25 protein-coding genes and 1 pseudogene are annotated in these 23,544 nt (G+C 70.9%); 13 read left to right on the forward strand and 13 right to left on the reverse strand.

Translation table 11 applies throughout. From position 1 onward, the window contains the following. Positions 1-69: 69 nt before the first annotated feature. The 4 genes from AC1MEY_RS22290 to AC1MEY_RS22305 all read left to right on the forward strand — a co-directional run bounded on the left by AC1MEY_RS22290 (position 70) and on the right by AC1MEY_RS22305 (position 2,076). Entirely contained in the window at positions 70-543 is a 474-nt protein-coding gene (locus AC1MEY_RS22290) for a CsbD family protein (protein ID WP_480227557.1), read from the forward strand. An 82-nt stretch (positions 544-625) separates the two neighbouring features. Then, positions 626-796 (forward strand): CsbD family protein, encoded by a 171-nt coding sequence (locus tag AC1MEY_RS22295; protein ID WP_480227558.1) that lies wholly within the window; start codon positions 626-628, stop codon positions 794-796. A 74-nt stretch (positions 797-870) separates the two neighbouring features. Further along, entirely contained in the window at positions 871-1,281 is a 411-nt protein-coding gene (locus tag AC1MEY_RS22300; protein WP_480227559.1) for a hypothetical protein, read from the forward strand. A gap of 102 nt (positions 1,282-1,383) precedes the next feature. Beyond that, entirely contained in the window at positions 1,384-2,076 is a 693-nt protein-coding gene (locus AC1MEY_RS22305; RefSeq protein ID WP_480227560.1) for an SDR family oxidoreductase, read from the forward strand. Between the two features lie 3 nt (positions 2,077-2,079). Here the strand turns inward: AC1MEY_RS22305 and AC1MEY_RS22310 are convergent, their stop codons facing one another. The 6 genes from AC1MEY_RS22310 to AC1MEY_RS22335 all read right to left on the reverse strand — a co-directional run bounded on the left by AC1MEY_RS22310 (position 2,080) and on the right by AC1MEY_RS22335 (position 8,446). After that, on the reverse strand, positions 2,080-3,216 hold the full coding sequence (locus AC1MEY_RS22310) for a glycoside hydrolase 5 family protein (protein ID WP_480231620.1): 1,137 nt from the start codon (positions 3,214-3,216) through the stop codon (positions 2,080-2,082). A gap of 246 nt (positions 3,217-3,462) precedes the next feature. Further along, on the reverse strand, positions 3,463-4,143 hold the full coding sequence (locus AC1MEY_RS22315) for a class II aldolase/adducin family protein (protein ID WP_480227561.1): 681 nt from the start codon (positions 4,141-4,143) through the stop codon (positions 3,463-3,465). Continuing rightward, positions 4,140-5,177, reverse strand: a complete 1,038-nt coding sequence (locus AC1MEY_RS22320) for a zinc-dependent alcohol dehydrogenase (RefSeq protein ID WP_480227562.1) — start codon at positions 5,175-5,177, stop codon at positions 4,140-4,142. Before AC1MEY_RS22320 ends, AC1MEY_RS22315 begins: the two co-directional genes overlap by 4 nt. Next, positions 5,174-6,718, reverse strand: coding sequence for a xylulokinase (locus AC1MEY_RS22325; RefSeq protein ID WP_480227563.1), 1,545 nt, complete (start codon positions 6,716-6,718; stop codon positions 5,174-5,176). The genes AC1MEY_RS22320 and AC1MEY_RS22325 overlap by 4 nt, the downstream gene beginning before the upstream one ends. Continuing rightward, the gene (locus tag AC1MEY_RS22330) at positions 6,715-7,542 is read right to left on the reverse strand and encodes a DeoR/GlpR family DNA-binding transcription regulator (RefSeq protein WP_480227564.1); all 828 of its coding nucleotides are present in this window, start codon (positions 7,540-7,542) and stop codon (positions 6,715-6,717) included. Before AC1MEY_RS22330 ends, AC1MEY_RS22325 begins: the two co-directional genes overlap by 4 nt. Before the next feature lie 67 nt (positions 7,543-7,609). Then, positions 7,610-8,446 carry an SDR family oxidoreductase gene (locus AC1MEY_RS22335; RefSeq protein WP_480227565.1) on the reverse strand — a complete coding sequence of 279 codons (837 nt, stop codon included), beginning with the start codon at positions 8,444-8,446 and terminating at the stop codon, positions 7,610-7,612. 150 nt (positions 8,447-8,596) lie between these two features. Here AC1MEY_RS22335 and AC1MEY_RS22340 point away from each other — a divergent pair, with 150 nt between their 5' ends. Then, complete coding sequence (locus AC1MEY_RS22340; protein WP_480227566.1) at positions 8,597-9,814, forward strand: MFS transporter; 1,218 nt, start codon at positions 8,597-8,599, stop codon at positions 9,812-9,814. Here the strand turns inward: AC1MEY_RS22340 and AC1MEY_RS22345 are convergent. The 4 genes from AC1MEY_RS22345 to AC1MEY_RS22360 form a co-directional block, all read right to left on the reverse strand. Further along, positions 9,795-11,243 (reverse strand): hypothetical protein, encoded by a 1,449-nt coding sequence (locus AC1MEY_RS22345; protein WP_480227567.1) that lies wholly within the window; start codon positions 11,241-11,243, stop codon positions 9,795-9,797. The two genes, AC1MEY_RS22340 and AC1MEY_RS22345, sit on opposite strands and share 20 nt — an antisense overlap. A gap of 45 nt (positions 11,244-11,288) precedes the next feature. Further along, positions 11,289-11,723 (reverse strand): SRPBCC family protein, encoded by a 435-nt coding sequence (locus AC1MEY_RS22350; RefSeq protein ID WP_480227568.1) that lies wholly within the window; start codon positions 11,721-11,723, stop codon positions 11,289-11,291. Next, the gene (locus AC1MEY_RS22355; RefSeq protein WP_480227569.1) at positions 11,720-12,565 is read right to left on the reverse strand and encodes a lysophospholipid acyltransferase family protein; all 846 of its coding nucleotides are present in this window, start codon (positions 12,563-12,565) and stop codon (positions 11,720-11,722) included. Before AC1MEY_RS22355 ends, AC1MEY_RS22350 begins: the two co-directional genes overlap by 4 nt. Positions 12,566-12,677: 112 nt before the next feature. Then, positions 12,678-12,860 carry a hypothetical protein gene (locus AC1MEY_RS22360; RefSeq protein WP_480227570.1) on the reverse strand — a complete coding sequence of 61 codons (183 nt, stop codon included), beginning with the start codon at positions 12,858-12,860 and terminating at the stop codon, positions 12,678-12,680. A gap of 16 nt (positions 12,861-12,876) precedes the next feature. Between AC1MEY_RS22360 and AC1MEY_RS22365 the strand changes: the two genes are divergently transcribed. After that, on the forward strand, positions 12,877-13,194 hold the full coding sequence (locus tag AC1MEY_RS22365) for a hypothetical protein (protein ID WP_480227571.1): 318 nt from the start codon (positions 12,877-12,879) through the stop codon (positions 13,192-13,194). Between the two features lie 106 nt (positions 13,195-13,300). On the opposite strand, the gene AC1MEY_RS22370 is transcribed toward AC1MEY_RS22365, so the two are convergent. Both AC1MEY_RS22370 and AC1MEY_RS22375 read right to left on the reverse strand, forming a co-directional pair. Next, positions 13,301-13,939 carry an SRPBCC domain-containing protein gene (locus AC1MEY_RS22370; protein WP_480227572.1) on the reverse strand — a complete coding sequence of 213 codons (639 nt, stop codon included), beginning with the start codon at positions 13,937-13,939 and terminating at the stop codon, positions 13,301-13,303. Next, complete coding sequence (locus AC1MEY_RS22375) at positions 13,936-14,274, reverse strand: ArsR/SmtB family transcription factor (RefSeq protein WP_480227573.1); 339 nt, start codon at positions 14,272-14,274, stop codon at positions 13,936-13,938. The genes AC1MEY_RS22370 and AC1MEY_RS22375 overlap by 4 nt, the downstream gene beginning before the upstream one ends. Positions 14,275-14,371: 97 nt before the next feature. Here AC1MEY_RS22375 and malQ point away from each other — a divergent pair, with 97 nt between their 5' ends. From malQ to AC1MEY_RS22390, 3 genes are all read left to right on the forward strand, one after another. After that, the gene (gene malQ, locus AC1MEY_RS22380) at positions 14,372-16,351 is read left to right on the forward strand and encodes a 4-alpha-glucanotransferase (RefSeq protein WP_480227574.1); all 1,980 of its coding nucleotides are present in this window, start codon (positions 14,372-14,374) and stop codon (positions 16,349-16,351) included. A 92-nt stretch (positions 16,352-16,443) separates the two neighbouring features. Beyond that, a complete protein-coding gene (locus AC1MEY_RS22385; RefSeq protein WP_480226552.1) occupies positions 16,444-17,640 on the forward strand; it encodes an IS30 family transposase in 1,197 nt (398 codons plus the stop codon). A gap of 217 nt (positions 17,641-17,857) precedes the next feature. After that, positions 17,858-18,331 (forward strand): hypothetical protein, encoded by a 474-nt coding sequence (locus tag AC1MEY_RS22390; protein ID WP_480227575.1) that lies wholly within the window; start codon positions 17,858-17,860, stop codon positions 18,329-18,331. A 6-nt stretch (positions 18,332-18,337) separates the two neighbouring features. Here AC1MEY_RS22390 and AC1MEY_RS22395 read toward each other — a convergent pair whose 3' ends face one another. Continuing rightward, complete coding sequence (locus AC1MEY_RS22395; protein WP_480227576.1) at positions 18,338-19,753, reverse strand: DHA2 family efflux MFS transporter permease subunit; 1,416 nt, start codon at positions 19,751-19,753, stop codon at positions 18,338-18,340. A 55-nt stretch (positions 19,754-19,808) separates the two neighbouring features. Here AC1MEY_RS22395 and AC1MEY_RS22400 point away from each other — a divergent pair, with 55 nt between their 5' ends. The 4 genes and pseudogenes from AC1MEY_RS22400 to AC1MEY_RS22415 all read left to right on the forward strand — a co-directional run bounded on the left by AC1MEY_RS22400 (position 19,809) and on the right by AC1MEY_RS22415 (position 23,532). Next, positions 19,809-20,045: a hypothetical protein gene (locus AC1MEY_RS22400; RefSeq protein ID WP_480227577.1), complete on the forward strand. Its 237-nt coding sequence runs from the start codon at positions 19,809-19,811 to the stop codon at positions 20,043-20,045. A gap of 82 nt (positions 20,046-20,127) precedes the next feature. After that, positions 20,128-22,326 carry an MDR family MFS transporter gene (locus tag AC1MEY_RS22405; protein WP_480227578.1) on the forward strand — a complete coding sequence of 733 codons (2,199 nt, stop codon included), beginning with the start codon at positions 20,128-20,130 and terminating at the stop codon, positions 22,324-22,326. A gap of 159 nt (positions 22,327-22,485) precedes the next feature. Beyond that, positions 22,486-22,686 (forward strand): annotated as a pseudogene (locus AC1MEY_RS22410) (DUF3349 domain-containing protein); the annotation flags it as partial. Between the two features lie 132 nt (positions 22,687-22,818). Next, positions 22,819-23,532 carry a GAF and ANTAR domain-containing protein gene (locus tag AC1MEY_RS22415; RefSeq protein WP_480231621.1) on the forward strand — a complete coding sequence of 238 codons (714 nt, stop codon included), beginning with the start codon at positions 22,819-22,821 and terminating at the stop codon, positions 23,530-23,532. Positions 23,533-23,544 lie beyond the last annotated feature (12 nt).

Here is a 23,544-nt window from a genome sequence, read left to right on the forward strand (position 1 = left end):
TCGCGCATTCGGATCGCCCCGCTCGTCCCGTCTACCCAGACAAGTAACCAACCAAGGAGGACCGCCATCATGGGCGACATCTCGAATAAGGCCGACGAACTGGCCGGCCGCGCCAAGCAGGCCGCAGGCGATCTGACCGACAACGACGACCTTCGCGCCGAGGGCACGGCCGACGAGGCCAAGGCTCAGGTGAAGCAGGCGGCCGACGCCGCGGTCGACAAGGCCGAGGACGTCGCGGAGACCGTGCAGGAGAAGGCCGGCGAGGCCAAGCAGGTCGTGGAGGAGAAGGCCGAGCATGTCTCGGCGAAGGTCTCGGAGATCCGTGCCGACGTCGCCGACACCGCGAAGGACGCCAACCTCGACGACAACCGCCTGCTGGTGGTGCTGGCGATCGCCGGCGCGACCATCACCGTGGCGCTGGTCCGTCGCCGGTCGAAGCGGCGCGACGGCGGCAGCACGCCCAAGCGCATCGCGAAGAACAAGGCGAAGGCGGGAGCCAAGGCCGGCGCCAAGGCCGGACTGCTCAAGGCCATCACCTCCTGATCGTGCCGGGGGGCACATCCCTCGACATCGAAGGCCGTCGGTACCCGACCGGGTACCGACCACAACAAGAAGGGAACCCATCATGGGAATCGTCGACAAGGCCAAGAACGCAGCAGAAGACGCCATCGGCAAGGCCAAGGAGGTCGTCGGTGACGTCACCAACAATGACGACCTGAAGGCCGAGGGCCAGAAGGACCAGGGCGTCTCCGGCGCCAAGAAGGTCGGCGAGAACATCAAGGACAAGCTCAGCTAGTCCGCATCGCCAGTACCGGGCCGCGTCACCCATCGGGTGGCGCGGCCCGCGGCGTTGGTGGTTGGATTCGTCGCGTGAGACTGGCTGCGACGATCGCCCTCGTCATCGGTGTCGGGATGCTCGGCGCCGCCCCCGCCGGCGCCGCACCCGTGGTCACCACGCTGCCCGAGACACCCGGCGCTGTCGGCACCACCGAGTTCACCGACACCCCGTCGCTCGAGGGTGGCCGCCCCCAGGAGATCGATTCGTGGAGTCGCATTCCGGGTGCCGACGCCATCGCCGTGCACTTCACCGGCGGCGTGCCCGAGTGTCACGCGGTACACGCCGAGGTCTCCGAGACGCCCGACATCGTGGCGGTGAAGTTGCGCTCGGGTGTTCCGCCGGGGTCTGGGGACCGCGTGTGCGTGGCGCTCGGGGTGCTGGGCTCACTCGTCGTCCCGCTGGGCGCCCCCGTGGGCGACCGAGCGGTGGTCAGCATCACCTGACGCTTCCTGCCAGCGGCACTCTTCGGCGCAGCGGGACGTCACGATCGACTCTCGGCGTTCTTCTCGGCAGCCCCTCGTGGGGCACCGACGGAGGAGGACACCATGAACACGGAACACGTCACGGCACTGGTCACGGGAGCCAATCGAGGGCTCGGTCGGCGGTTCGCCGAGGAACTCGTCGCCCGCGGCGCGACGGTCTACGCGGCGGCCCGCAACCCCGACACCATCGACGTCCCGGGTGTCATTCCCATCCAGCTCGACGTGACCGACCCCGAGTCGGTGCGCCGGGCCGCAGCCGAGGCCGGCGACGTCAACGTCCTGATCAACAACGCGGGCGTGTCGACCCGCGCGACGCTGCTCGACGGGTCCCTCGAGGACGTCCGTCTCGAGATGGAGACGCACTACTTCGGCACCCTGCAGGTGACCCGCGCCTTCGTGCCGGTCATCGAGCGCAACCGCGACCGTGCCGGCGGCGGCGCGATCCTCAACGTGCTGTCTGTGCTGTCGTGGGTGCACCCGCCGACCAGCGGCGCGTACTCCGCCGCGAAGGCCGCCGGGTGGGCCATGACCGACGCCCTCCGAACCGAGTTGGCGCCGAAGGGGATACACGTCGCCGCGCTGCACGTCGGATACATGGACACCGACATGGTGAGCTACGTCCCCGCCGATCAGAAGACCGATCCGGCCGTCGTCGCCACCCTCGCGCTCGACGGGCTGTTCGCCGGGGAACCGGAGATCCTCGCCGACGAGCTGACCCGCACCGTCCGGGCCGGGTTGTCCTCGCCGCCGCGCTGACCGCTACTTCGGGTGCGGCCGGGCGGTGAGACGCTTCATCACGACGGCGTCGGCGTCCCGGTACGGCCGGCCGTCGGCGTGCAGCAGGTCGTGGAACCACTCGGCGGGCGGTTCGAGGTACGGGCGCTCCCAGGAGTCCCACGGCAGGAACGTCTGGGTCTTGCCCGCCACCAGTCCCCAGGTGAACGCGCCGACGCGGTGCCTGCGCGCGATCGGGAGGATGCCCTCGACCGTGCTGCCCAGGGTGCGGGCCATGTACTCGGTGCACAGGATCGGCCGCCCCCACGGCGCCAATTCGTCGATGCGCGAGCTGAACTCGTCCGGCTTGGCATAGCTGTGGAACGTGATCACGTCGGACAGCTCGAGCTGCAGGGCGGCCATCCGGCTGCGCCTGCCCGGGTCGCCCCAGAAGCCGTCCCACACACCGCTGGTCAGGGGCTGGACGGCGTTCACCGAGCGGGCCCAGGCGAAGACCTGCGGTAGCAGGGCGGCGACCAGTTCCTCCTTGTCGCGGCGCTCGACGCGGGCGTACTGCGGGGCGGGGTTGTCCGGCTCGTTCCACAGATCCCACCCGAGCACCCGCGGGTCGTGCCGGAACTGGCTCATCACGCCGACGACGTAGTCGTAGAGGACGCGGGTGTAGAAGCGGTCGTCGAGACGCTCGGCGCCAGGACTCTGCACCCACCCCGAGTTGTGGATGCCGGGCCGCGGCGCGCGCTGCCTGCCCATCTTCGGCATCGGGTCCCAGCAGGAGTCGAAGAACACGAAGAGCGGCTTGATGCGGTGTCGCGCCGCGATTCCCACGAACTGGCCGAGCCGGCGCTGCAGCCCCGCGCGGTCCTGGGTCCAGAGCTGGTCGTGCAGGAACACCCGCACGGTGTTGATGCCCATCGCGCGCGCCATCCGCAGCTCGGCGTCGATGCGCCGCGGGTCGTACGTCCCGGCCTGGAACATCTCGAGCTGGTTGACCGCGTTCGACGTGACGTAGTTCGCGCCGACGAGCCACTCCTGCGCCCGGTACCAGCGGTTGGCCCGGTCCGCGGACCACCGACCCGGTGCGGCCGACGCCCGCGGCAGCCGGGAGACCGCGGCTCCCCCGGCGAGGAGCAACGGGAGCTTGACGGCGGCGCGGCGGTGCAGGAGACGGGGCTCGCGTACCAAGTGGGACATCCTTCGCGGTTCGGATCTGCGGGATTCGGCAGCCGCACCGCCCATGGGCCGACCAGATCGGTCCCGTGGGACACCGACAGGCCACCCCGACCCCGGTTACACCGAACGAGCTTGTGTCGCAATGAAATTGGCACACCCGACATCTCCGTCGGGCGCCCGCTCCACGAGCCCTGCCCGAGGGTAGCGGCACGGCCGCCACCGCGCCAGCGTCCCTGCTCAGGCCTCCGAGTCGCCGCCCGTCGCCTGCTGGCCGTAGCCGGCGAGCCGGCGACCGACCTCCGCGATCTCGTCGTCGTCGAGCACCCGCACCGGGGCACCGCTGGCCATGGCCCGCAACTGGACGTCACACAGGTACTCCAGGTAGGGCACCATGCTCAGTACCTTCGGCAGCGCCGCGCCCACCAGCACCGCGCCGTGGTTGCCCATCAGCGCCGCGGTGCGGTCGACGAGTGCGGCGGTCACGTTGTCCGCCAACTGCGTCGTGCCGAAGGTGGCGTACGGCGCCACCCGCACCGCGCCGCCGAACAGCGCGGCGTAGTAGTGCGACGCCGGCACCTCGTCGGCCACCGTCGACATCGCGGTCGACGCCGGCCCGTGGGTGTGCACCACCGCCGTGTGCGCCGTCGTCGCGTACACCGCGAGGTGCAGCGCCAACTCGCTGGACGGCTCCAGCACCGCGTCGACGGCGTTGCCGTCGAGATCGTGGATGCCGACGTCGCGCGCCGACATCGCGTCGTAGTCCACCCCGCTGGGCGAGATGACCACGAGGTCCCCGACCCGCACGGACACGTTGCCCGCGGTGCCGACGACGAGGCCGGAGCGGCTCAGGTGGCGACAGGCGTCGACCACCTGCTGTCGCTCGGGAGCCAGGCGGAGGTCACCGTCGGCGCCGCTCACGGGACCAGCACGTACTTCGACCCGCGGCCCGCCGCCATGTCCTCGAGACTGGGCAGCAGCGCGTCGAGCGGCCGGTGCTCGGTGATCAGCATCGACCCGTCGACCTTCTTGCTGGCCAGCAGGTCGACCGCGATCCGCACGTAGTTCGGCGTGTGGTGGAAGACGCCCTTGAGCGTGTACTCCTCGTAGTGCATGGCGCTGGAGTCGACGGAGAACGGAGCACCCTTGGGCGTCCCGCCGAACAGCACGGCCGTCGCGCCGGGCCGCAGCGTCCGGACCGTCTGCTCCCACACGCCGGGGAGCCCGACCGCCTCGATGCCCACGTCGGCGCCGCGGCCGTGCGGGGTGTGCCGCTTGATCAGCGCCACCCGGTCGTCGGCATCGGGGGTGTCCGTCAGGTCGATGGTCTCGACCGCACCCGCCACCAGCGCCTGCTGCAACCGCCAGGGCGACTGGTCCACCGAGATCACGTTCGCCCCGCGCAGCGTCGCCAGCCGGACGAACATGAGGCCGATCGGGCCCGCGCCGTGGACGACGACGGTGTCACCGAGTTCGATCCCCGTCTCGGCCATGCCGTGCACGACGGTGGCCAGCGGTTCCAGCGGAGCGGCCGACGCGAAGTCCAGGTCGTCGGGCAGCAGGTAGGTGTTCCGCTGCACGATCGACGGCGGAATGATCACCTGCTCGGCGAACGCGCCGTTGAGGAATTCCAGGTTCTCGCACAGGCTCTGGCGTCCGCGTGTGCACGCCCAGCAGTGCCCGCACGGTGCGGTGTTGGCGGCGACCACGCGGTCGCCCACGGCGAACCCGTCGACACCGTCGCCGACGGCGGAGACCACGCCGGCGAACTCGTGACCGAACCGCGAGGGCAGCGTCGGGAACAGCTTGGGGTGGCCGCGCCGGTAGGACTTGAGGTCGGTGCCGCAGGTGGCGGCCGCCTTGACGTCGACCAGCACCTCGCCCGGCGCGGGCTCCCCGGCGGGGACGTCCTCCAGCCGGAGGTCGCCGGGCCCGTAGAACATGGCCGCTCTCATCGTCGTTCTCCTCGCGTGTCGTCTCGTGTGTCGTCGTGTAGGTCGTCGTGCGCGTGCAGTCGGTGCAGGATGTCGCGCGTCTCGGCGAAGACCGATTCGTACAGCCCGCGCAGCCGCCGGTACTCGGCGGCGAACTCGGGACGGGGCTCGATGACGGCGTCAGTCCTCGCGACGGCGGCCGCTGCCTCGGCGAGCGAGGCGTACCGGCCGATCGCGGTGAAGGCGACGGCCGCGGCGCCCAGGGCGCTCACCTCGCCGGACGCGCACACCTCGATCGGGCGGTCGACGACGTCGGCGAGGATCTGCGTCCACAGCGGACTGCGCGCGCCGCCGCCCATCGCCCGGAGCACCTCGACGCGTTCACCGCGCGCCTCCTCGAGGCCGTCGAGTTGCATCCGCAGTTCGAACGCGATGCCCTCGAACAGTGAGCGGTAGAAGTGCGCCCGGGTGTGGCAGCCGCGCCAGCCGAGCGTGATGCCCGACGCCTGGCTGTCCCAGTGCGGGGTCTGCGCACCGTTCCAGTACGGCAGGGTCATCAGGCGCTCGCTGCCTGCGGGCAGCGCGGCGGCCTCGCGCTCCAGCCGGGGGTCCGGCGCGCCGGCGAGTCCGGGCTCGCCGAACTCGGTGCGGAACCACGTCGGCAGGTAGGTGCCCGACGAGCTGAAGGTCTCGACCGTCGTCTGGCCGGGGGTCGCCGAGATCATCGACCGGTAGGCGCGCGCGGGCAGGTACGACGTGGTCTCGCTGCCGATCACCACGGCGGTGCCCAGCACGAGGTAGGCCGCGCCGGGGTGCGTGACGTCCAGTCCGACGCCCGCCGCCTGACCGTCGCCGAGACCGGCCACCACCACGACGTCGCCGCCGAGCCCCCACGACCGGGCCACCTCGGTCCGCAGCGGGCCGAGCGACGTCCCGGTGGGGACGAGGTCCGGCAACTGGTCGCGGCGCAGACCCGCCAGCTCCAGCAGTTCGTCGGCGTAGTCGCCGGTGGCCTGGTCGATCAGCGCGAGCGGGTCCACCGACGCCGTACTCGACACCCAGCGTCCGGTCATCGCGTGCACCAGGAAGGTGTGCACGTCGGCGACGCGGTGGCACCGCGCCATGGTCTCGGGCTCGTGGTCGCGCAGCCACAGCAGCTTGTAGAGCCCGGGCGTGATGTCCGCGGGCTTGCCCGACAGCAGCTCGACGCGATCGGAGCCGTAGCGCGCGACCTCGACGTCGGCGCGACCGTCCATCCACAGGATGGCGGGCCGCAGCGGCTGGTCGTCGGCGTCCAGGCAGACGAAGCTCTCCCGCTGGTGGGTGACGCAGATGGCGGCCACCGCGCCGCGGTCGGGGACGTCCGCCAGCGCCTGCCGGACCGCGACGTCGGTGGCGGTCCACCACTGGTCCGCCTGCTGCTCGAACCAGTGCGTGGCGGGACTGCGCGTCTCCAGGGGATGCGCACCGGTGCCGACCACCTCGCCCGACGGGTCGACGACGATCGCCTTGGCGGCGGTGGTCGAGCAGTCGACGGCGACCACCAGCCGGGTCGCGGTCACGCCTGCACCGCCTCGTCGGAGGCCGGCGCCGTCGACGCCACGACGACGTTGACCCCGCTCGCCCCGAGCTGCTCGAGGTCCTGCTCGGCCAGTCCGTCGTCGACCACCACGGCGTCGAAGTCCTCGAGCGCACTGATCCGGTGGATGGCCCGGCGGGCGAACTTGGTGTGGTCGATCAGCAGCACGCGGCGTTCGGCGCTGTCCATGAAGGCGCGCTTGAGTTCGGCCGCCGCACTCGACGGGTGGAAGCACATGCCGCGGGACACCGCGGGCACCGACATGAACAGGACGTCGTAGTGCATGTCGCGCAGCGCCCGGACCGACTGCGACCCGACGAACGACGAGAACTCCGGCACGTAGTCGCCGCCGATCGCGTTGAGCCGCACCCCGGGGTCGGCGGCCAGCTCGTCGATCGCCGGGAGGAAGTTGGTGACGACGGTCAGCGGCAGGTGTGCGGCGAGGTGCGGCAGCACGTGCAGCGCGGTGGTGCTGTCGTCCAGCGCGATCGCCTGCAGGTCCATCTGCGCTGTGGCCCAGTCGAATCCGGCCCGGGCGACGGCCTGCTTCTCGGCCAGGTTGAGCGCCTTGCGCAGGTCGACGTTGCGCTCGAACGCCTCGCTGGGCGGGGCCTCGGCACCGGAGCGCACCTTCCGCAGCATCCCCTGGGCGTGCAGGTGGTCGAGGTCGCGGTGGATCGTCATGGTGCTGACGCTGAACTGCCCGGCCAGCTCGTCGATGCGGGCCCACCCCCGCGCCTTCACGAACTCGACGATCTCCGAGCGCCGGTGGGCGTGGCTACCGTTCCGCCGCGGCTGCGCTGCCATGGGCCGAAATTATCACAGGAAACATCACACATTCAACATGTCTGATGTTATTTTCGGTCAGTCGGTGTTAGGCCGTGGCGGCGACCCGCGCCCGCTCCCGCATCGACGCGATCACGCCGCCGTCGTTGAGAATGTCCGTGCCCGTGAGGTATCCGGCCTTGGAACTGACGCAGAACGCGAACAGCTCCGCCATCTCCTCCGCGTTGCCCCAACGCGGCACCGCGAAGTCGGCGACCATGGCGCCCGCACCCGCCTGCTCCTCGAGCCTGCCCATCTCGGTGTCGACCGAACCCGGCGACACCGAGACGATGCGCAGCCGTCGGCCGTTGAACCGCTCCGCCTGCGAGGTGCTGTACCACCTGACGAACGTCTTGCTGATCCCGTACGCGAGGCCGGGCCGCGCCGGCGCCGGCGCGATCTCGAACGCCGCCGACAGCCCGGCCATGAAGCGCTCCGGATCGTCGAGGGCCACCGGGAACACGTTGTAGGGGACGATCTCCTCGGGGAGCATGTACGACGCCATCGAGGCCACGTTGACGATCGCGGCGCCCTCACCGGCCGTCTCGAAGAAGGCCTCTCCCACGGCGACCGTGCCGAGCGCGTTGGTCCTGGCGACGTGGTCCGCGTCGCCCATGCTCGGGCTGATGCCGGCGGCGTGCACCACCGAGGCGATCGTGCCGATCTCGGCCGCGGTGCCGAACAGGCGCGACACGGCCTTGCGGTCGGTGACGTCGCACGCGACGGCCGTGGCGGTGACGCCGAGGTCGGTCAGCGTCGCGATCGCCGCGTCGAGCCGATCCTGCCGGACGTCGCAGAGCACCAGGTCGTGGTCCCTCCCGAGGATCCTGGCCGTCGCCAGACCCATGCCGCCCGCACCGCCGGTGATCACCGCTACTCGACTCATACTTAGACCATATAACGATGGTGTCCCACCGGGGCGTTCTTCGCAGGGGTGCACTGCCGGTACGTGCACGGGTGGGCACTCCCATCCCGCTGCCGAGTCGACTTCACTGGGATCGACGCCGATTCCGCACGACGACCACCCGAGGTTCCAGTGACCGACTTACGAGACTCCCCCACCGATGCGACCACCGCCGACGGCGACGGGCTGCCCACGGCCGCCCTACTGATCATGGCGCTGATGGGCTTCGTTCTGATCGCCTCCGAGACCATGCCCGCCGGGCTGCTCCCGCAGATCGCTGACGGCCTGCACGTGGGCGAGGCGACGGCGGGACAGCTCGTGAGCGCCTACGCGCTGGGCACCGTGCTCGCCGCCATCCCCGCCACCGCGGCGACCCGCGGACTGCGGCGCAAGCCGCTCGCCGTGGGCGGCATGGCAGGCATCCTGCTCGCCAACGTGGTGACCGCGGTGTCCCCGGAGATCGCGGTGTCGCTCGGCGTGCGACTGTTCGCCGGCGCCTGCTCGGGCCTGCTGTGGGGGATCCTCGCCGGCTACGCCCGACGGATCAGCCCGCCCGACCTCGCCGGGCGGGCCCTCGCGATCGCGTCGATCGGCGTCCCCGCCGGGCTGGCGTTCGGCACCCCGCTCGGCTCGTGGATCGGATCGACCTGGGGGTGGCGCTACTCGTTCGCCACGCTGTCGGTGCTGGCGATCGTGACGATCGTGCTGACGCTGATCGTCGTCCCGGACGCGAGCGGTCAGCGCGCCGCGTCCCGCATGCCGGTGGCCAAGGTGTTCGCGCTGCCCGGGGTGGCGCTCATCCTGGTGGTGATCTTCGCCTGGATGTTGGCGCACAACACCTTCTACACCTACATCGCGTCCTACCTGGGATTCGCGGGCGTCGGACTCAGCACCCAGGTCGCTCTGGTCACCTTCGGCCTCGCCGCGATCGTGGGCGTGTGGGTCACCGGGCTGCTGATCGACCGGGCCCTGCGGGTGCTGGTCCTGAGCAGCATCGCGGCCTTCGTCGCCGCCGGCGTCGTCTTCGCCGTCGCGCACGACTCGCAGGCGGCCGTGATCGCCGCAATCGTGCTGTGGGGCGTGGCATTCGGCGGCGCCGCCACCCAGCTCCAGACGGCGATGGCCGAGGCGAGCGGCGAGAACGCCGACGTCGCCAACTCCCTCGTCGGCGTCGCGTTCAACGTCGCCATCTTCGGCGGCGGTGTCGCCGGGGCCGTGCTGATCACCGTCGACGACGGACTCGGCCTGCCGATCGTCATGATCGTCCTGGCCCTGGTCGCCCTCTGCGTCGCATCGGTCGCCCGCCGCTCGGCGTTCCCGCCGCGACGGATCAGGCAGGGGCGGTCGTGAACGTCTCGACTTCCTCGATCGTCGCGCGGCTCGCGCCGTCGGTCGTGCCCAGCGTGGTGATCCAGACCAGGACCGACGACGTCTCGGACCTGTCGGCCAGCGGGATCCGGTTGACGCCCTGCGTCAGTGCGATCGGCCCGGCCAGCCGGGTCGTGTCCCACAGGGCCGTCGGGGTGGCCGACGCCGTCCGGATCTCCACTGCGGTGCCGCTGCTCCCCACGTCGATGGCCACGCCGGTGAGCGTCGACGCGCGCGGCAGCGTCAGCAGGAGACCGACCCCGGTCTTGTAGCCGGGGAACGGGTTCGGGTCGAAGTACCTATCGGTGCTCCACGCAGTACTACGTTCCCCGTCGACCGCCAGTCCCGCCGAGCCGGGGTTGTCGGGCGCGCCGTCGGGCGAGAACACCGACGCGTCCGTCGGCCGGACCGGCGTGCCCGCGGCCTGCCGGGTCACCGGCGGCTCGCCCGACGGCGGTGTTGCCGTGGGGAGCAGGCCCAGCCGGGTGGCGTCGAGGGCGTTGCCGGTGCTGCCGCCGAAGGATCGGATGACGTTCACGCTCGCGATCGCCACCACGACGGCGAGTACCGCCGCCACGGCGGAGATCGTCATGACCTGACGGCGCCGTGCCGGGTCGGCGGGCGTGACGGCCGGTGCCGGCCGTGGCGGCGCGGGTGGCGCCGGATCCGCCTGCGCCTGGCGGAGCAGCGTCAGAAGCGTTCGCGCCGAGGTGATTCCGCCGTCGGTACGGAGCAGACCCGACGTGGCGGTGGAGACCAGGAACGGGATCCGGCCGTCGACCTCGGCGGGTTCCACCGGCCAACCGGCGGCCGCGAGGTCGGCCGGCGTCCACCCGGTCGGCATCGGGTCCTGCGGCGGCCACCGGTCGGCGAGCAGCGCGTACAGCGCGCCACCGATCCCGCGCAGGTCGTCGGTCGGCGTGGTGTCCGGCATCGGGGCGGGGTAGGCCAGCACGACGTCGCCGTGCGAACTCACCCTGATCCGGTCGGGATGGTCGATGCCCAGCACCAGACCGGCGTGGTGCGCGCAGTCCGCGGCGACGATCAGCGACTCCATCGCCGCGGCGGACGCCATCGGCGCGGGCGACGTGTCCACGACCTCGCGCAGCGACCCGCCGCGGACCCATTCGCTCACCACCACGCCGACGGCGCCGGTGTGCACGACGTCCAGCACCCGCGCCACGCCGACCACGTCGAGTCCCCGGAGTCGGGAGGCCATCGACAGGATCCGGTCCACGCGCTCGATCGGGAGGACGCCGTCCGCGTCGACGAGGGTGACGGCCACCCACGCGTACGACCGGGTGTCGACGCCCTGCCAGAACCGAAGGTGCGGCGCACCCCCGTGGCGTGCGACCAAGCGGTAGCGGCCCGCCACCGTGGGGTCGCGCGGATCGGGGTCGGCTGTGGTCACCGGCGCCAGATATCCGATTCGGATGCCTTCAAACGGCGTGACCGGTCAGGACTCGACGAGCACCTTCAGCCGCTTGAGCGTCTCGTCCATGATGCGACCCACCTGACGTGCCGCGACCCAGTCGGCGAGCAGGCCCAGCACGCCGCCCGGCGCCTCGTAGGCCAGCCGGAACGTCACCTTCGTGCGGCCGTCGCCGTGGTCCCGCAGCCGGAACCTCCCGCGCAGCGTCACGCCGGTGATCCCGATCCACGCGAGGTCGCGGCCCTCGTCGGCCTCGGTGATCTCCACGACGCCGCCGATCGGGACCGACCCGACCAACCAGTGCACGGTGTAGCGGGAGCCCACTCCCATCGGGCCGTCGGTGACGGTCTCCCAGCGCTCGAGTCGCGCCATGAACTCGGGATAGCAGTTCGGGTCGCTCACGTGCTTCCACACCGCGTGCGGCGGGACATCGGCGATCACCTTGCGGTCGAGCCTCATCCCAGCACCGGGAATCGTCGCTGCGCGGCCATCCGGTCCACCGCGGACTGCAGGCTGGCGAGCACGCGGTCGTTGATCTCGTCGTCGCCGTCGGCCTGAACGTCGTCGACCGAAATCGGCTCCTGCACCTCGATCGAGATCTTGGTCGGAAGCGGCAGTCTCGGCACCATGTCGCTGATGGCGAGTCCCCATGGCGGCGCCAGCAGGATGGGCACGCTCTTGAGCCGCGCCACCTTGTCGACCCGCAGGAGTCTGGCCAGCCACTGCCCGCGGTCCAGGAACAGCGCCGCCTCCTGACCGCCGACGCTGGCGATCGGCACGATGGGCACCCCCGCCTCGCGCGCCAGCTTCACGTAACCCTTGCGGCCCCCGAAGTCGACCTCGTGACGCTTCCACGACGGTCGGAACACCTCGTAGTCGCCGCCCGGATAGACCAGCAGCGCACCATTCGACTTCAGGGCCATCACCGCGTTGTCGTGGTTGGCGGCGACGGTGCCGAACTTGCGCAGCGAGCCGAGACCCGGCATCGACACCACCAGGTTGTGCGCGAGTTGATAGAACGGCCGCTCGACGCCGAAGTAGGAGCAGAAGGCCAGCGTGAACACGAACGTGTCGGGCGGGAGGTTGCCACCACTGTGGTTGCCCACCAACAGGACCGGGCCGTCCTTGCGGATCCGGTCGAGGCCGCGGACGTCCGCGCGGAAGTACAGCGACGCCAGCAACCACAGCCCGGGGAGCTGCTCTCGGATGTAGTCCGCATCGCGTTGGTCCAGGTCAGCCTTCGGTACGCGCGACGTGACCTGGTGTTTCGTCCACTCGAGGGCATCGCCCAGTCCGACCATGGCCGGTGATATTCACCACTCGGCCGTTCTACAAACCTCGTGACCGCCCCGACGCATAGAACCGGCCCTCGATGGGTAACTCCGTTCGGGGAACACCCCCAACGCACGGAACCTACGCATAGAAGACGAGCGCTGACATGACCCAGACCCGGATTTCCCGCCGACTCTCCGTCACCGCGGCGATTGCCGCCGCGTTCGCCGTGAGCACCATGACCGTGGCTTGCGGCGGATCGGACAGCACCGAGGAGTCGAGCACGTCGTCGAGCACCTCGAGCGCGACGACGACGGCGACCACGACGTCCGCCCCCGCCATGACCACCACCGCACCGTCCGGCGCGGGCGGCGCACCCAGCGGCACGGGCGCGCCCGGCGCGGGTGCCGGTGAAGGTGGCGCCACCGCAGAGGTGCCCGGTGGCACCGGAGCCGGAGCGGGCGAAGGCGGCGCGTCCGCCAGCGTTCCGGGTGCCGGAGCGGGCGCAGGCCCCGGCGGCGCGAGCGCGGTCGTCCCCGGTGGCGGCGCAGGTGCCGGACCGGGTGGAGCCTCCGCGGGCGTGCCCGGAGCGGGCGCGGGTGCGGGCCCCGGCGGTGCGAGCGCATGCGCCGGCGGCGTCTGCGTCGGCACTGGCTAGACCCAGCACGTAACGACACACGCGGCGCGTCACGTCCACTCGGACGTGGCGCGCCGCGTGCGTTGAGGGGTCTCCCTGCGTCGAGAGTCGCGTGATGGAGCGCCCGTCAGCCCTCGCCGAGGTAGGCCCCGAGGCATCGGTCGGTCAGCTCGCGAGCCGTCGAAGCGTCCACGCCCGCGGCCGTGTTCGCGGCGTGCCAGCCCTCCCCGGAGAGGGTCAGGAAGAGCCGGCCCTCGTCGGTGGCGGTCCACTCGGGGCCGAACGACGGATCGATGGACTCGCCGGTCGACAGGTGTATCGACAACCCGAGCACCATCGAGTCCCATCCGATGCCTAGTGCACCCGGCCCGAACGAGCGCCAGTTGTCGTCGTCGGCGTCCACGACGTGCTCGATCGTCAGGTGTGAGCGGTCCGGTCCATCCGCGCTCGTGGTCACCGCGATCCAGCTGACGTCGTCGCCGTACTCCCACGTCGCGGTGAACGCGGTGGGCGGGTCGCAGGTCAGGATCGTGCCGTGGGCATGGCCCTCGAGCTGATAGGTCCCGCCGACCTCCAGGTTGCCCGTGACGGGCATCAACCAACGCGGAATCCGTTCGACGTTGGTCACGGCGTCCCACAGGTCGTCTACGTCGGTGTCGTAGGACTGGCCGATGGTGACCACGTGCGCGGGGCCGGTCTCGAGGGCGCGGTGTGCCACCCGTCGGCTGACGGCGTCGATCTGATGTCGGACGTCGATCTCGGTCATGTCTCTTCCTCTCGTCGTCGGCGTCGCCCTCGGGCGATCTCGGTGCCGAGCGCGTCCAGCCGCGGAGCCCAGAACCGGCGGAACCCGTCGAGCCATTCGTCGACGTCCCGCAGGGCGGTGCCGTCCACCGCATAGAGTCTGCGGGGCCCGTCGGGACGAACCGACGTGAACCCGTTGTCGCGCAGCACCTTCAGGTGCTGCGACACGGCCGGCTGACTGATGTCGAAGTCCCGGTGGATGGCGTCGGCGATGGCACCCGCAGGCATCTCCCCGTCGGCGAGGAGTTCGAGGATGCGACGCCGGACCGGATCGCCCAGGACGTCGAACGCGTGCACCCTGCCATCGTATGAGCAGCCACTTATATAAGTCAACGGTTATCCTACCGCGTCGCCGCATCGGTTCAAGGTCGGTTCCCGCGGGTATAGCGCGGCGGTGACGAACCCGACCCCGGTACCCGAGGACCTGCGCCGGTTGGCCGCCGCCCACGGGGTGGCCACCTCCTACAACAACGAGCGCCGCGAGCCGGTGGAGGTCGACGCCGACGTCGTGATCCGCGTGCTCGGCTTGATGGACGTCGCCGCCGGCACCGAGGCCGACCGTCGCCGCGAACTGGACCGGCTGGAGGAACTCGACCGCGCCGGGGTCCTGCCGCCGACGGTCGCGGTGCGCCTGGACGGACGGCCGACGGCGATGCCGGGCGCCGTAGCCGTCGAGGGCGAGGACGGGTCACGGGTCGACGTGAGTGACGAGATCCCGGGTGACCTCGAACCCGGGTGGTACCGACTGCACACCCGCGACGGCCGGACGTCCACCCTGGTGGCGGCGCCGCCGACGGTGCCGTCGGCGCCCGCGACGTGGGGCTGGATGCTGCAGCTGTACGCGCTGCGATCGGCGCGGTCGTGGGGCATCGGCGATCTCGGCGACCTCCGCGAGTTCGTCGACTGGACCGCCGCGGCCCACGGCGCCGGCGCGGTCCTGCTCAACCCGCTGCATGCCCCGGGCCCGACGCATCCCGTACAGCCGTCGCCGTACACGCCGTCCAGCCGACGGTTCGCCAACCCGCTGGCGCTGCGCATCGAGGACCTGGACGCCTACGGTCGCGCCGACGCGGACACCCGCGCCGAGGTCGACGCGCTCCGCGTCTCGGCGACCACCGAGCGCATCGAGCACGATCTGGTGTGGGCGGCCAAACGCGATGCGCTGGAACTGCTCTGGCGCGCCGAGGGGCGTCCGGACCCACTACCCGACGCGTCGGACGGCCTGCGGGACTGGGCCACGTACTGCGCACTCGCGGAGCGCCACGGCGGTCGCTGGTCGACGTGGCCGGAGGATCTGCGCGACGTCGGAGGCGCAGCCGTCGCAGATGCCCGCCGAGAACTGGCTTCCCGCGTGGCATTTCACGCCTGGGTGCAGGAGCAGTGCGCCGAGCAGTTGATCGGCGTGCGCGACGCGGCGCACCGGGCGGGGATGTCGCTGGGGGTACTGCACGACCTCGCGGTGGGCGTCGACGCCGACGGCGCGGACTCCTGGGCCCTGGCCGACGTGCTCGCCACCGGCGTGAGCATCGGCGCGCCGCCGGACAACTTCACGCCGCGTGGTCAGGACTGGGGACTGCCGCCGTGGCGACCGGATCGCCTGGCCGCCACCGGCTATGCCGCGCTGCGGGACATGCTGCGGGCGGTGCTGGCGCACGCCGACGGTCTGCGAATCGATCACGTCGCCGGTCTCTGGCGGCTGTGGTGGATCCCGCCGGGCGACGGTCCCGGCCGCGGGACCTACGTGTACTACGACGCCGAGGTGATGCTCGCCGTGCTGGCGCTGGAGGCGCACCGCGCGGGGGCCACCGTGGTGGGCGAGGACCTGGGCACCGTCGAGCCGGAGGTCACGGAGGCGTTGGCGGACAACGAGATGCTGGGGTGTGCGGTGTCATGGTTCACCCGCGATCAGTCCGACCCCGACGAGCCGCTGCTCCCCTCGGCGCAGTGGCCGTCGCGCGCCGCGGCCAGCCTGTCCACCCACGACCTGCCGACCGCCGCGGGCTTCCTGCGCGGCGAGCACGTGCGTGCCCGCGCCGACCTCGGACTGCTCGACGACGTCCCCGCCGAGGAGGCCAACGCCGCCCGCGAACGCGACGAGTGGCTGGCGCTGCTGCGCTCGGAGGGACTGCTCGCCGACGACGCGTCCGACGAGGCCGCGGTCATCATGGCGATGCACCGCTTCCTGGCGTCGACCCCGAGCCGGCTGAAGCTCGTCTCGCCGTACGACGTGATCGCCGAACCCCGCCAGCCGAACCTGCCGGGCACCGTCGACGAGTACCCGAACTGGCGGCTCCCCCTGCCTATGACGCTGGAGCAGTTGCGCGACGATCCGCGGGTCGCCGAGATCGCCGCCGCCTTCCGCACGACCGACTAGCGTAGGCCCGCCGCCGTACGTGCGAGTACGGCGGCGAAACGGCCGGCAGATTCATACGGTCAAGACAACATCCATTGATTTGGGAGGTTGTCATGCCGAGTGGTCACCGCCATTGCGTGTTGGTGCGTCGGGAACTGCTCGACCGGATCTGTCTGGGGACCGGGTTGAGGCAGGCGGCCCGGGAGATGGGTGTGTCCTCGACATCGGCCGGCCTGTGGTGGCGCGACGCTGGAGCAATGCAGTTGCGCAGCGGCAAGGGTGCATTGGGGCTGGTCGATCCTGGCGATCTGGATCGGCCGGGCGGGCGCGGGCATCGGATCAGTTTCGACGAACGCGTCGTCATCATGCGCGGTCTGGATGCGGGCCTCAAGCAGGTGGCGATAGCCCGCGAACTCAATCGCGATCGATCAGTCATCAGTCGGGAGATCGCACGAAACCGCAACCCCGATGGGGACTACCACGCCCGTTTGGCTCACGCGCGGGCCACGCAGAACGGCAAGCGGCCCAAGGCCTTCAAACTCGACGACCACCGGCTCTGTGATCGGATCACTGCCTGGATGGACATCGGGTGGAGTCCACGGCTGATCGCCGAGATGTTGGCGCGCGATCACCCCGATGACAGGCTGGCCAGGGTGAGCCACGAAACCATCTACCAGTGCCTCTACGTGCAGACCCGTGGCCGTTTGCGCGCCGACCTGCACAAGTGTCTGTCGACCAAACGCACGGCACGAAGGACCCGGGGGCAGGCCGAACGGCGCGGCAAGTTCGGCGACGTGTTCACCATCCGGGACCGACCCGCCGAGGCCGCCGACCGCGCCGTACCCGGTCATTGGGAGGGTGATCTGATCATCGGCGCCCGCAGCGGCTCGGCGATCGGCACCCTGGTCGAGCGCAGCACCCGGTTCACCATCCTGCTGCATCTACCGGTCGATCACACCGCCGACTCGGTGGCCACCGCGATGATCGCGGCGATGAGCGAACTACCAGCGCATCTACGGCGCACCATCACCTGGGACCGCGGCAAGGAGATGGCGAACTGGCGCGACATCAATCTGCAGTTGCAGGCTCCGGTCTACTTCTGCGACCCGCATTCGCCCTGGCAACGCGGCAGCAACGAGAACACCAACCGACTCCTCCGGTTTTGGTTCGAGAAGGGCACAGACCTGCGCGTGCACACCAAGGCCGACCTCAAACGGATCCAAGACACCCTCAACACACGACCCAGACCCACCCTGAACCTCGACACACCAGCCGCCCGACTCGCCGCACTCCTCGACGCAGCGGCATAACCCAGATGCACTAACCGCTTGACATCACCGCCCGAATCCCGCCATCACCGCACGTTCGGCGACGCCGCGTGCGGAGACTTCGCGTGCGCCGGGGAATTTTTCCGTTCCTATTCCGTTATCAAAGTTTGTCCCAAATATCACATGGGTAACTCCAGTAACAGCCCGGGCCATGGTCCGGTCCCCCGCCCGCCGAGAAAGAAGTGAATGGATCATCGACATGAACACCGTCCTCTACTGCAGCGCCAACGGCGCCATCCACGAGACCCGCGCCTTCAGCAAGGCTGACATCGACCAGCTCGTCACCGACCAGGGCCTCGAGTCGCTGACCAGCGCCGATCGCCAGTTCGACTTCTGGTTCAGCCCCGTCACACCGGGATGCCAGCGCCGGGTCAACCAGAGCGCCACCGAACTCCTCCTGGCCACGACGCCGTTCACCGCACGCAACGTGCCACTGCTGCACGGTGCCGTCGTCATCGCGACCCACGACGCCGACGGCGACCTCGACGGCCTGAGCTGGGAGCAGCTCGACCTCCTGGCCCGCAAGAACCGTGCACTGAGCAACCGTGACGCGCGTGCCCTCGAGCGCCGCATCGCACGCGCGGCCCGCCCGCAGAAGCGGCGCGCTCCCAAGAAGGTCGCCGAGCCCGCGCTGGTCAGCTGCGCCCACCCGCGCACCGCAGTCTCGTACTGACCGACGTCAGTGCACCGCGACGGCGTCGGCTGGAGCCGGCTTCCTGCCGGTGAAGAACGCCGCACCCACGGCCACCACCGCGATCACCGCGGCGACGGTGAACGCCGCCCGCACCCCGGGCAGATCGGGCGCACCGCCGGACACTGAGTTCGTCGTCATCACGGTGATGAACAGCGCGGTCCCCGCCGCTCCGGCCACCTGCTGCAGCGTGGTCAGGATGGCGCTGCCGTGCGAGTACAGCGTCTCGGGCAGGACGCCGAGCGCGTCGGTCATCAACGGCGTGAACATCATCGACAGGCCGAGCATCATCACGGTCTGCAGGGCGATCACCTCCCACAGCGGCGAGGCGACGGCCAACGTCGCGAAACCCCACAGCGCGCCGCACAGCAGCACCGTGCCGGGGACGACGAGCACCCGGGCGCCGTGCCGGTCGTAGGCGCGGCCGACGAACGGACCGGCCAGACCCATCAGCAGGCCGCCGGGCAGGCCGATCAGACCCGCGATCAGCGCGCTGCGGCCCAGCACGTCCTGGACGTAGAGCGGCAGCATGATGATGGCGCCGAACAGCGCCATGAACCCGAGGACCACCAGCGCCAGCGACACGGAGAACCTGCCGTAGGTGAACGGCCGCAGGTCCAGTAGCGCGCCGTCGCGACGCTGCAACCGGAGCTGGCGCAGGACGAACCACACCATCGCGACGGCGCCGATCAGCAGCGGCAGCCACGCCGGGATGCCGGCGTGCCCGGTGGCGGACTGGCCGAACAGCGACAACCCGAGGACCAGTCCGGCGAACGCCATCGCGGACAGCGGCACCGACAGCGCGTCCACCGGCGTCACCCGGCGCTGCTCGGCGGCGACGCGCAGGTAGCGGGCGCCGAAGGCGAGGGCGACGAGGGCGATGGGCAGCACGATCCAGAACATCCATCGCCAGCCGAGCGAACCCAGGATCAGACCCGACAGCGTCGGGCCCACGGCGGGCGCGACGGCGATGACGATCGAGATCGTGCCCATCGTCTGGCCTCGGCGCTCCACCGGCACCAGGGTCATGATCGTCGTCATCAGCAGCGGCACCATCACGGCCGTGCCGCAGGCCTGCACCACGCGCGCCGCGAGCAGCACGGCGAAGCCCGGTGCCAGCGCCGCGAGCAGCGTGCCGGTGCAGAACAGCAGCATCGATCCCAGGTAGATCGCGCGCGCCGGAAAGCGCTGCAGCAGCGCCCCCGTCATCGGGATCACCACGGCCATGGTCAGCAGGAAGCCGCTGGTGAGCCACTGCGCGGTGGCTGCCGTGACGTCGAGATCCACGATCAGGGCGGGCAGCGCGACGCTCATGATCGTCTCGTTGAGGATCATGACGAACGCGGACCCGACCAGCAGGGCGATCACCAGGGTGTCGGCCGACATGGCACGCCGCTGCGTCATGCCAACTGTTTAGCACGGCTAGCGTTCCGTCGCTCTGGCGGCATCTCGTGCACGCGTGACCGTGCAGCCCGTGGCGACCGGCACCGCCCGGCGGCAGGCTCGTTCCATGGCCCTCCTGACCGGAATTTTCGTCGTCGCGCTCCTCGGGGTGCTCGTCGCGTGGCTGTCGCACGCGTCCGAGCGGGCCGACGCCGTCGGCCGCCTCGTCGCCGTCGTCGCGATGGCCGGCCAGAGCGCGCCGTTCATGGGCCAGGAGACGGTCGTCCGCCCGCCGAGCGCGCTCATTGAGTAAGAAGGGTCCCGACACGACGCGGTGACGATCGCGACGTTCCCGTGTCAGCGGGGGCTCGCGTGGGTAAGCCCTCGCGGTGTCAATGACGGGTCAACCTGGAGCAGCGGCCGCGCCGTCGGCGTCGGTGCCCGAATCGCTGGACCTCCGGCAGCGCAACTTCATCTTCCTGGCCGTCGTGCTCGCCATGCTGCTGGCCGCCCTCGACCAGACCATCGTCGCCACCGCACTGCCCACCGTCGTCGCCGATCTTGGCGGCGCCGGCCACCAGGCGTGGGTGGTCACCAGCTATCTGCTCGCGTCGACGATCGTCACCGCGGTCGTCGGCAAGCTCGGCGACATCTTCGGCCGCAAGCGCATCTTCCAAGTCGCGATCGTGCTGTTCCTCGGCGGCTCGGTGCTGTGCGCCCTGGCCGGTTCGATGGGGATGCTGGTCGCGGCGCGCGCGCTGCAGGGCCTCGGCGGTGGTGCCATCACGGTGACCGCGGTCGCGGTGATCGGCGAGGTGATCCCGCTGCGCGAACGCGGCCGCTACCAGGGCGCGTTGGGCGCGGTGTTCGGCGTGACCACCGTCATCGGACCGCTCCTCGGCGGGCTGTTCACCGACCACCTGACGTGGCGGTGGGCGTTTTGGATCAACGTGCCCATCGGGCTGATCGTCCTCGCGATCGTCGGCGCCGCCATGCCGAAGCTCGCCAGCACCGCACGCCCGGTCCTCGACTACGCGGGCATCGTCCTGATCGGACTCGGCGCGGCAGGCCTGACACTGGCCACCAGCTGGGGTGGCACCACCTACCCGTGGGGATCGGCGACCATAATCGCGCTGTTCGTCGGCTCGACGGCCGCCCTGGTCGCATTCGTCGTCGCGGAGCGGCGCGCCACCGAACCGATCCTGCCGATGCGGCTGTTCGGGAACCCCGTGTTCACGGTGTGCTGCGTGCTGTCGTTCGTGGTCGGCTTCGCGATGCTCGGCGCGCTGACGTTCCTGCCGACCTACATGCAGTTCGTCGACGGCGTCTCCGCCACCGCCTCGGGACTCCGCACGCTGCCGATGGTCCTCGGCCTGCTGGTCACCTCGCTGGGCAGCGGCGTGATCGTGGGCCGCACCGGGCGGTACAAGATCTTCCCCGTCGCCGGCACGGCGATCATGGCGCTGGGGTTCGTGCTGCTGTCGACGATGGGCCCCGGCACGTCGCTGCTGGTGCAGTCGCTCTACCTGCTGGTGCTGGGCGCGGGCATCGGGTTGAGCATGCAGGTGCTGATCCTGGTGGTGCAGAACACCGTCGACTTCACCGACCTGGGCGTCGCGACGTCGGGCGTCACGTTCTTCCGGACCATCGGCAGCTCGTTCGGCGCCGCGATCTTCGGCTCGCTGTTCTCGAACTTCCTCGAGGACCGGCTGCCGGCGGCGATGGCGGGCAGCGGCGCGCCACCGGAGGCCGCGACGTCACCGCAGGCGCTGCACCGCCTGCCCGAGCAGATCGCGGCGCCGATCGTCGGCGCCTACGCCGATTCGCTGAGCCAGGTGTTCCTGTTCGCCGCACCGATCGCCGTCGTCGGCTTCGTCCTCGCACTGTTCCTCAAGCAGGTCCCGCTGCGTGACGCCGCGGCCAGCGGCAGCACCGACCTCGGCGAGGGCTTCGGCATGCCCACCACGGAGCCGCCGGAGAAACTGCTCGAGGTGTCGATCGGACGGCTGCTGCAGCGCACCCACGGGATCGACCTGGAATCGGTGTCGCACTCGTCGCGCAGCCGCCTGGACACGGCGCGGCTGTGGGCGCTCATCCAGGTGTACCGCCATGCCGCGGCGGCGGGCAACGCCAACCTGCTCGCCATCGCCGAGGAGCGCCGCGTGCCGCGCCAGATCCTGGAACCGACGTTCGACCGCCTGGTGTCCACGGGCTACGCGACACGGCTGGGCAACCTGTTCACGCTCACCCCCGCAGGTGCCGCGGAGGTCAACACGGCCCGCGACGTGATCTCGAGCTGGATCACCGAGACCCTGGCGCAGTCCGACGACTTCGCCGGCCGGCCCGACCGGATGCAGGTGCAGGGCGCGCTCGACCGCATCGCCCGCGGCGTCCTCCTCGAGCAGGGGGCATCCGACAACGAGACCCGGCCGATGAAGCTGGGTGCACCGCCCCCGCCGCCGGCCGAGCCGCAGACCACGCGGATGCGCGCGCAGGCACCCGTCGCGCAGGCCGAACCTCCCACCCGCCCGTTCCGCCCCCGGGCCACGCTGCCCCCGCCGACGCGCCCCGGCCCGCGGCCGCCGCGGCGATAGTTGACGTCGTCACCGCGAGTGTGAACGTGGCGACGGTTCGAGCCCGGCAGACGTCGCCAGATTCACGCTCGACACACGTGTGCCGGCCCTGACGCCAAACAGGCGGTTTGACCGAGATCCGTCCGGGAACAGCACGTCCCCATGACGAGCCCCTCGGTGATGTCTCGGCTGGTCGCCTTCGTGCGCACCGGCTATCCCGAGGTGGCGCCGCGGACCGGTCACGTGCCGCTTCTCGCGCTGTGTCCGCGGCGGCTCTGCGCCGACGAGGTGGACCTCGTCGCGGACGTGCTCGCGAAGGCGGCACCGCCGATTCTGGCCGCCGACGTCCGGGCCGCGGTGGCGACCCTGGTACGGGACCGGGCGCCGACGGACGACTGCGCACGCGTCAGTGCACGGCTCGCCGCCCAGGGCTGGCTGGTACTCGACGACTCGGGACGACAGGTGGTGGGTCCGAGAACATCTGGCCGCCGCGCGAAGGGAGACGACTCGACCATGATCACCGACGACCTGGTGGGACCGCGGTTGGTGAACCGGCTGGCACACCTCGCCGAGGCAGCGCCCGTGCACGAGCCCGTCGAGAACGTGTTCGCCGAGGTGTGCGCGTCCGCCGTCGAACTCATCGACGGCGCCGACCACGCCGACATCATGCTGATCCGGGATGATCACGTCGTCTCGGTGGGCGCGACGTCGGACCTCTCGGCCCGGCTCGACGAGCTGCAGCGCAGGTTCGGGGAGGGGCCGTGCTCGGACGCCGCCTTCACGGCCACCACGGTGCGCGCCGACGACTTCCGCTCGGAGACCCGCTGGCGCGAATATGCCCCGGCAGCAGTCGAACTCGGGGTACGCAGCTGCCTGTCGTTCAAGCTGTACGGCGAGGGCCGGATCGCGGCCACGATGAACGTCTTCGGCCATCGGCCCGACGTGTGGGACGACCGCGCCGAGACGATCGGAGAGATCCTCGCGGCGCACGCGGCGGCGGCCATCACGGCCAGCAGGTGGGGTGCGACGGTGCACTCGCCGCTGAGCCTGCGCGATCGCATCGGACAGGCCAAGGGCATCGTCATGGAGCGCTACGGGGTCGACGACGTGCGCGCGTTCGAGATACTGCGCCGGCTGTCGCAGGAGGCCGGGATCACGCTCGCCGACGTGGCCCAGCGCGTCGTCGACACCCGCACTCCGGACGCATCCGAGAGCGTGGCCGACTGACCGTCGCGGCCG

The organism is Mycobacterium sp. PTI7 (assembly GCF_056679845.1).

Excerpts from the sequence above, each read along its gene's own strand:
- AC1MEY_RS22305 (WP_480227560.1), top strand. The coding sequence starts at position 1,384 with ATGAACACGGAACACGTCACGGCACTGGTCACGGGAGCCAATCGAGGG.
- AC1MEY_RS22350 (WP_480227568.1), bottom strand. The coding sequence starts at position 11,723 with ATGAGGCTCGACCGCAAGGTGATCGCCGATGTCCCGCCGCACGCGGTG.
- AC1MEY_RS22415 (WP_480231621.1), top strand. The coding sequence starts at position 22,819 with ATGATCACCGACGACCTGGTGGGACCGCGGTTGGTGAACCGGCTGGCA.
- AC1MEY_RS22405 (WP_480227578.1), top strand. The coding sequence starts at position 20,128 with ATGACGGGTCAACCTGGAGCAGCGGCCGCGCCGTCGGCGTCGGTGCCC.
- AC1MEY_RS22335 (WP_480227565.1), bottom strand. The coding sequence starts at position 8,446 with ATGAGTCGAGTAGCGGTGATCACCGGCGGTGCGGGCGGCATGGGTCTG.
- AC1MEY_RS22370 (WP_480227572.1), bottom strand. The coding sequence starts at position 13,939 with ATGACCGAGATCGACGTCCGACATCAGATCGACGCCGTCAGCCGACGG.
- AC1MEY_RS22395 (WP_480227576.1), bottom strand. The coding sequence starts at position 19,753 with ATGACGCAGCGGCGTGCCATGTCGGCCGACACCCTGGTGATCGCCCTG.
- AC1MEY_RS22290 (WP_480227557.1), top strand. The coding sequence starts at position 70 with ATGGGCGACATCTCGAATAAGGCCGACGAACTGGCCGGCCGCGCCAAG.
- AC1MEY_RS22320 (WP_480227562.1), bottom strand. The coding sequence starts at position 5,177 with ATGAGAGCGGCCATGTTCTACGGGCCCGGCGACCTCCGGCTGGAGGAC.
- AC1MEY_RS22295 (WP_480227558.1), top strand. The coding sequence starts at position 626 with ATGGGAATCGTCGACAAGGCCAAGAACGCAGCAGAAGACGCCATCGGC.
- AC1MEY_RS22330 (WP_480227564.1), bottom strand. The coding sequence starts at position 7,542 with ATGGCAGCGCAGCCGCGGCGGAACGGTAGCCACGCCCACCGGCGCTCG.
- AC1MEY_RS22365 (WP_480227571.1), top strand. The coding sequence starts at position 12,877 with ATGACCACCACCGCACCGTCCGGCGCGGGCGGCGCACCCAGCGGCACG.
- AC1MEY_RS22355 (WP_480227569.1), bottom strand. The coding sequence starts at position 12,565 with ATGGTCGGACTGGGCGATGCCCTCGAGTGGACGAAACACCAGGTCACG.
- AC1MEY_RS22385 (WP_480226552.1), top strand. The coding sequence starts at position 16,444 with ATGCCGAGTGGTCACCGCCATTGCGTGTTGGTGCGTCGGGAACTGCTC.
- AC1MEY_RS22390 (WP_480227575.1), top strand. The coding sequence starts at position 17,858 with ATGAACACCGTCCTCTACTGCAGCGCCAACGGCGCCATCCACGAGACC.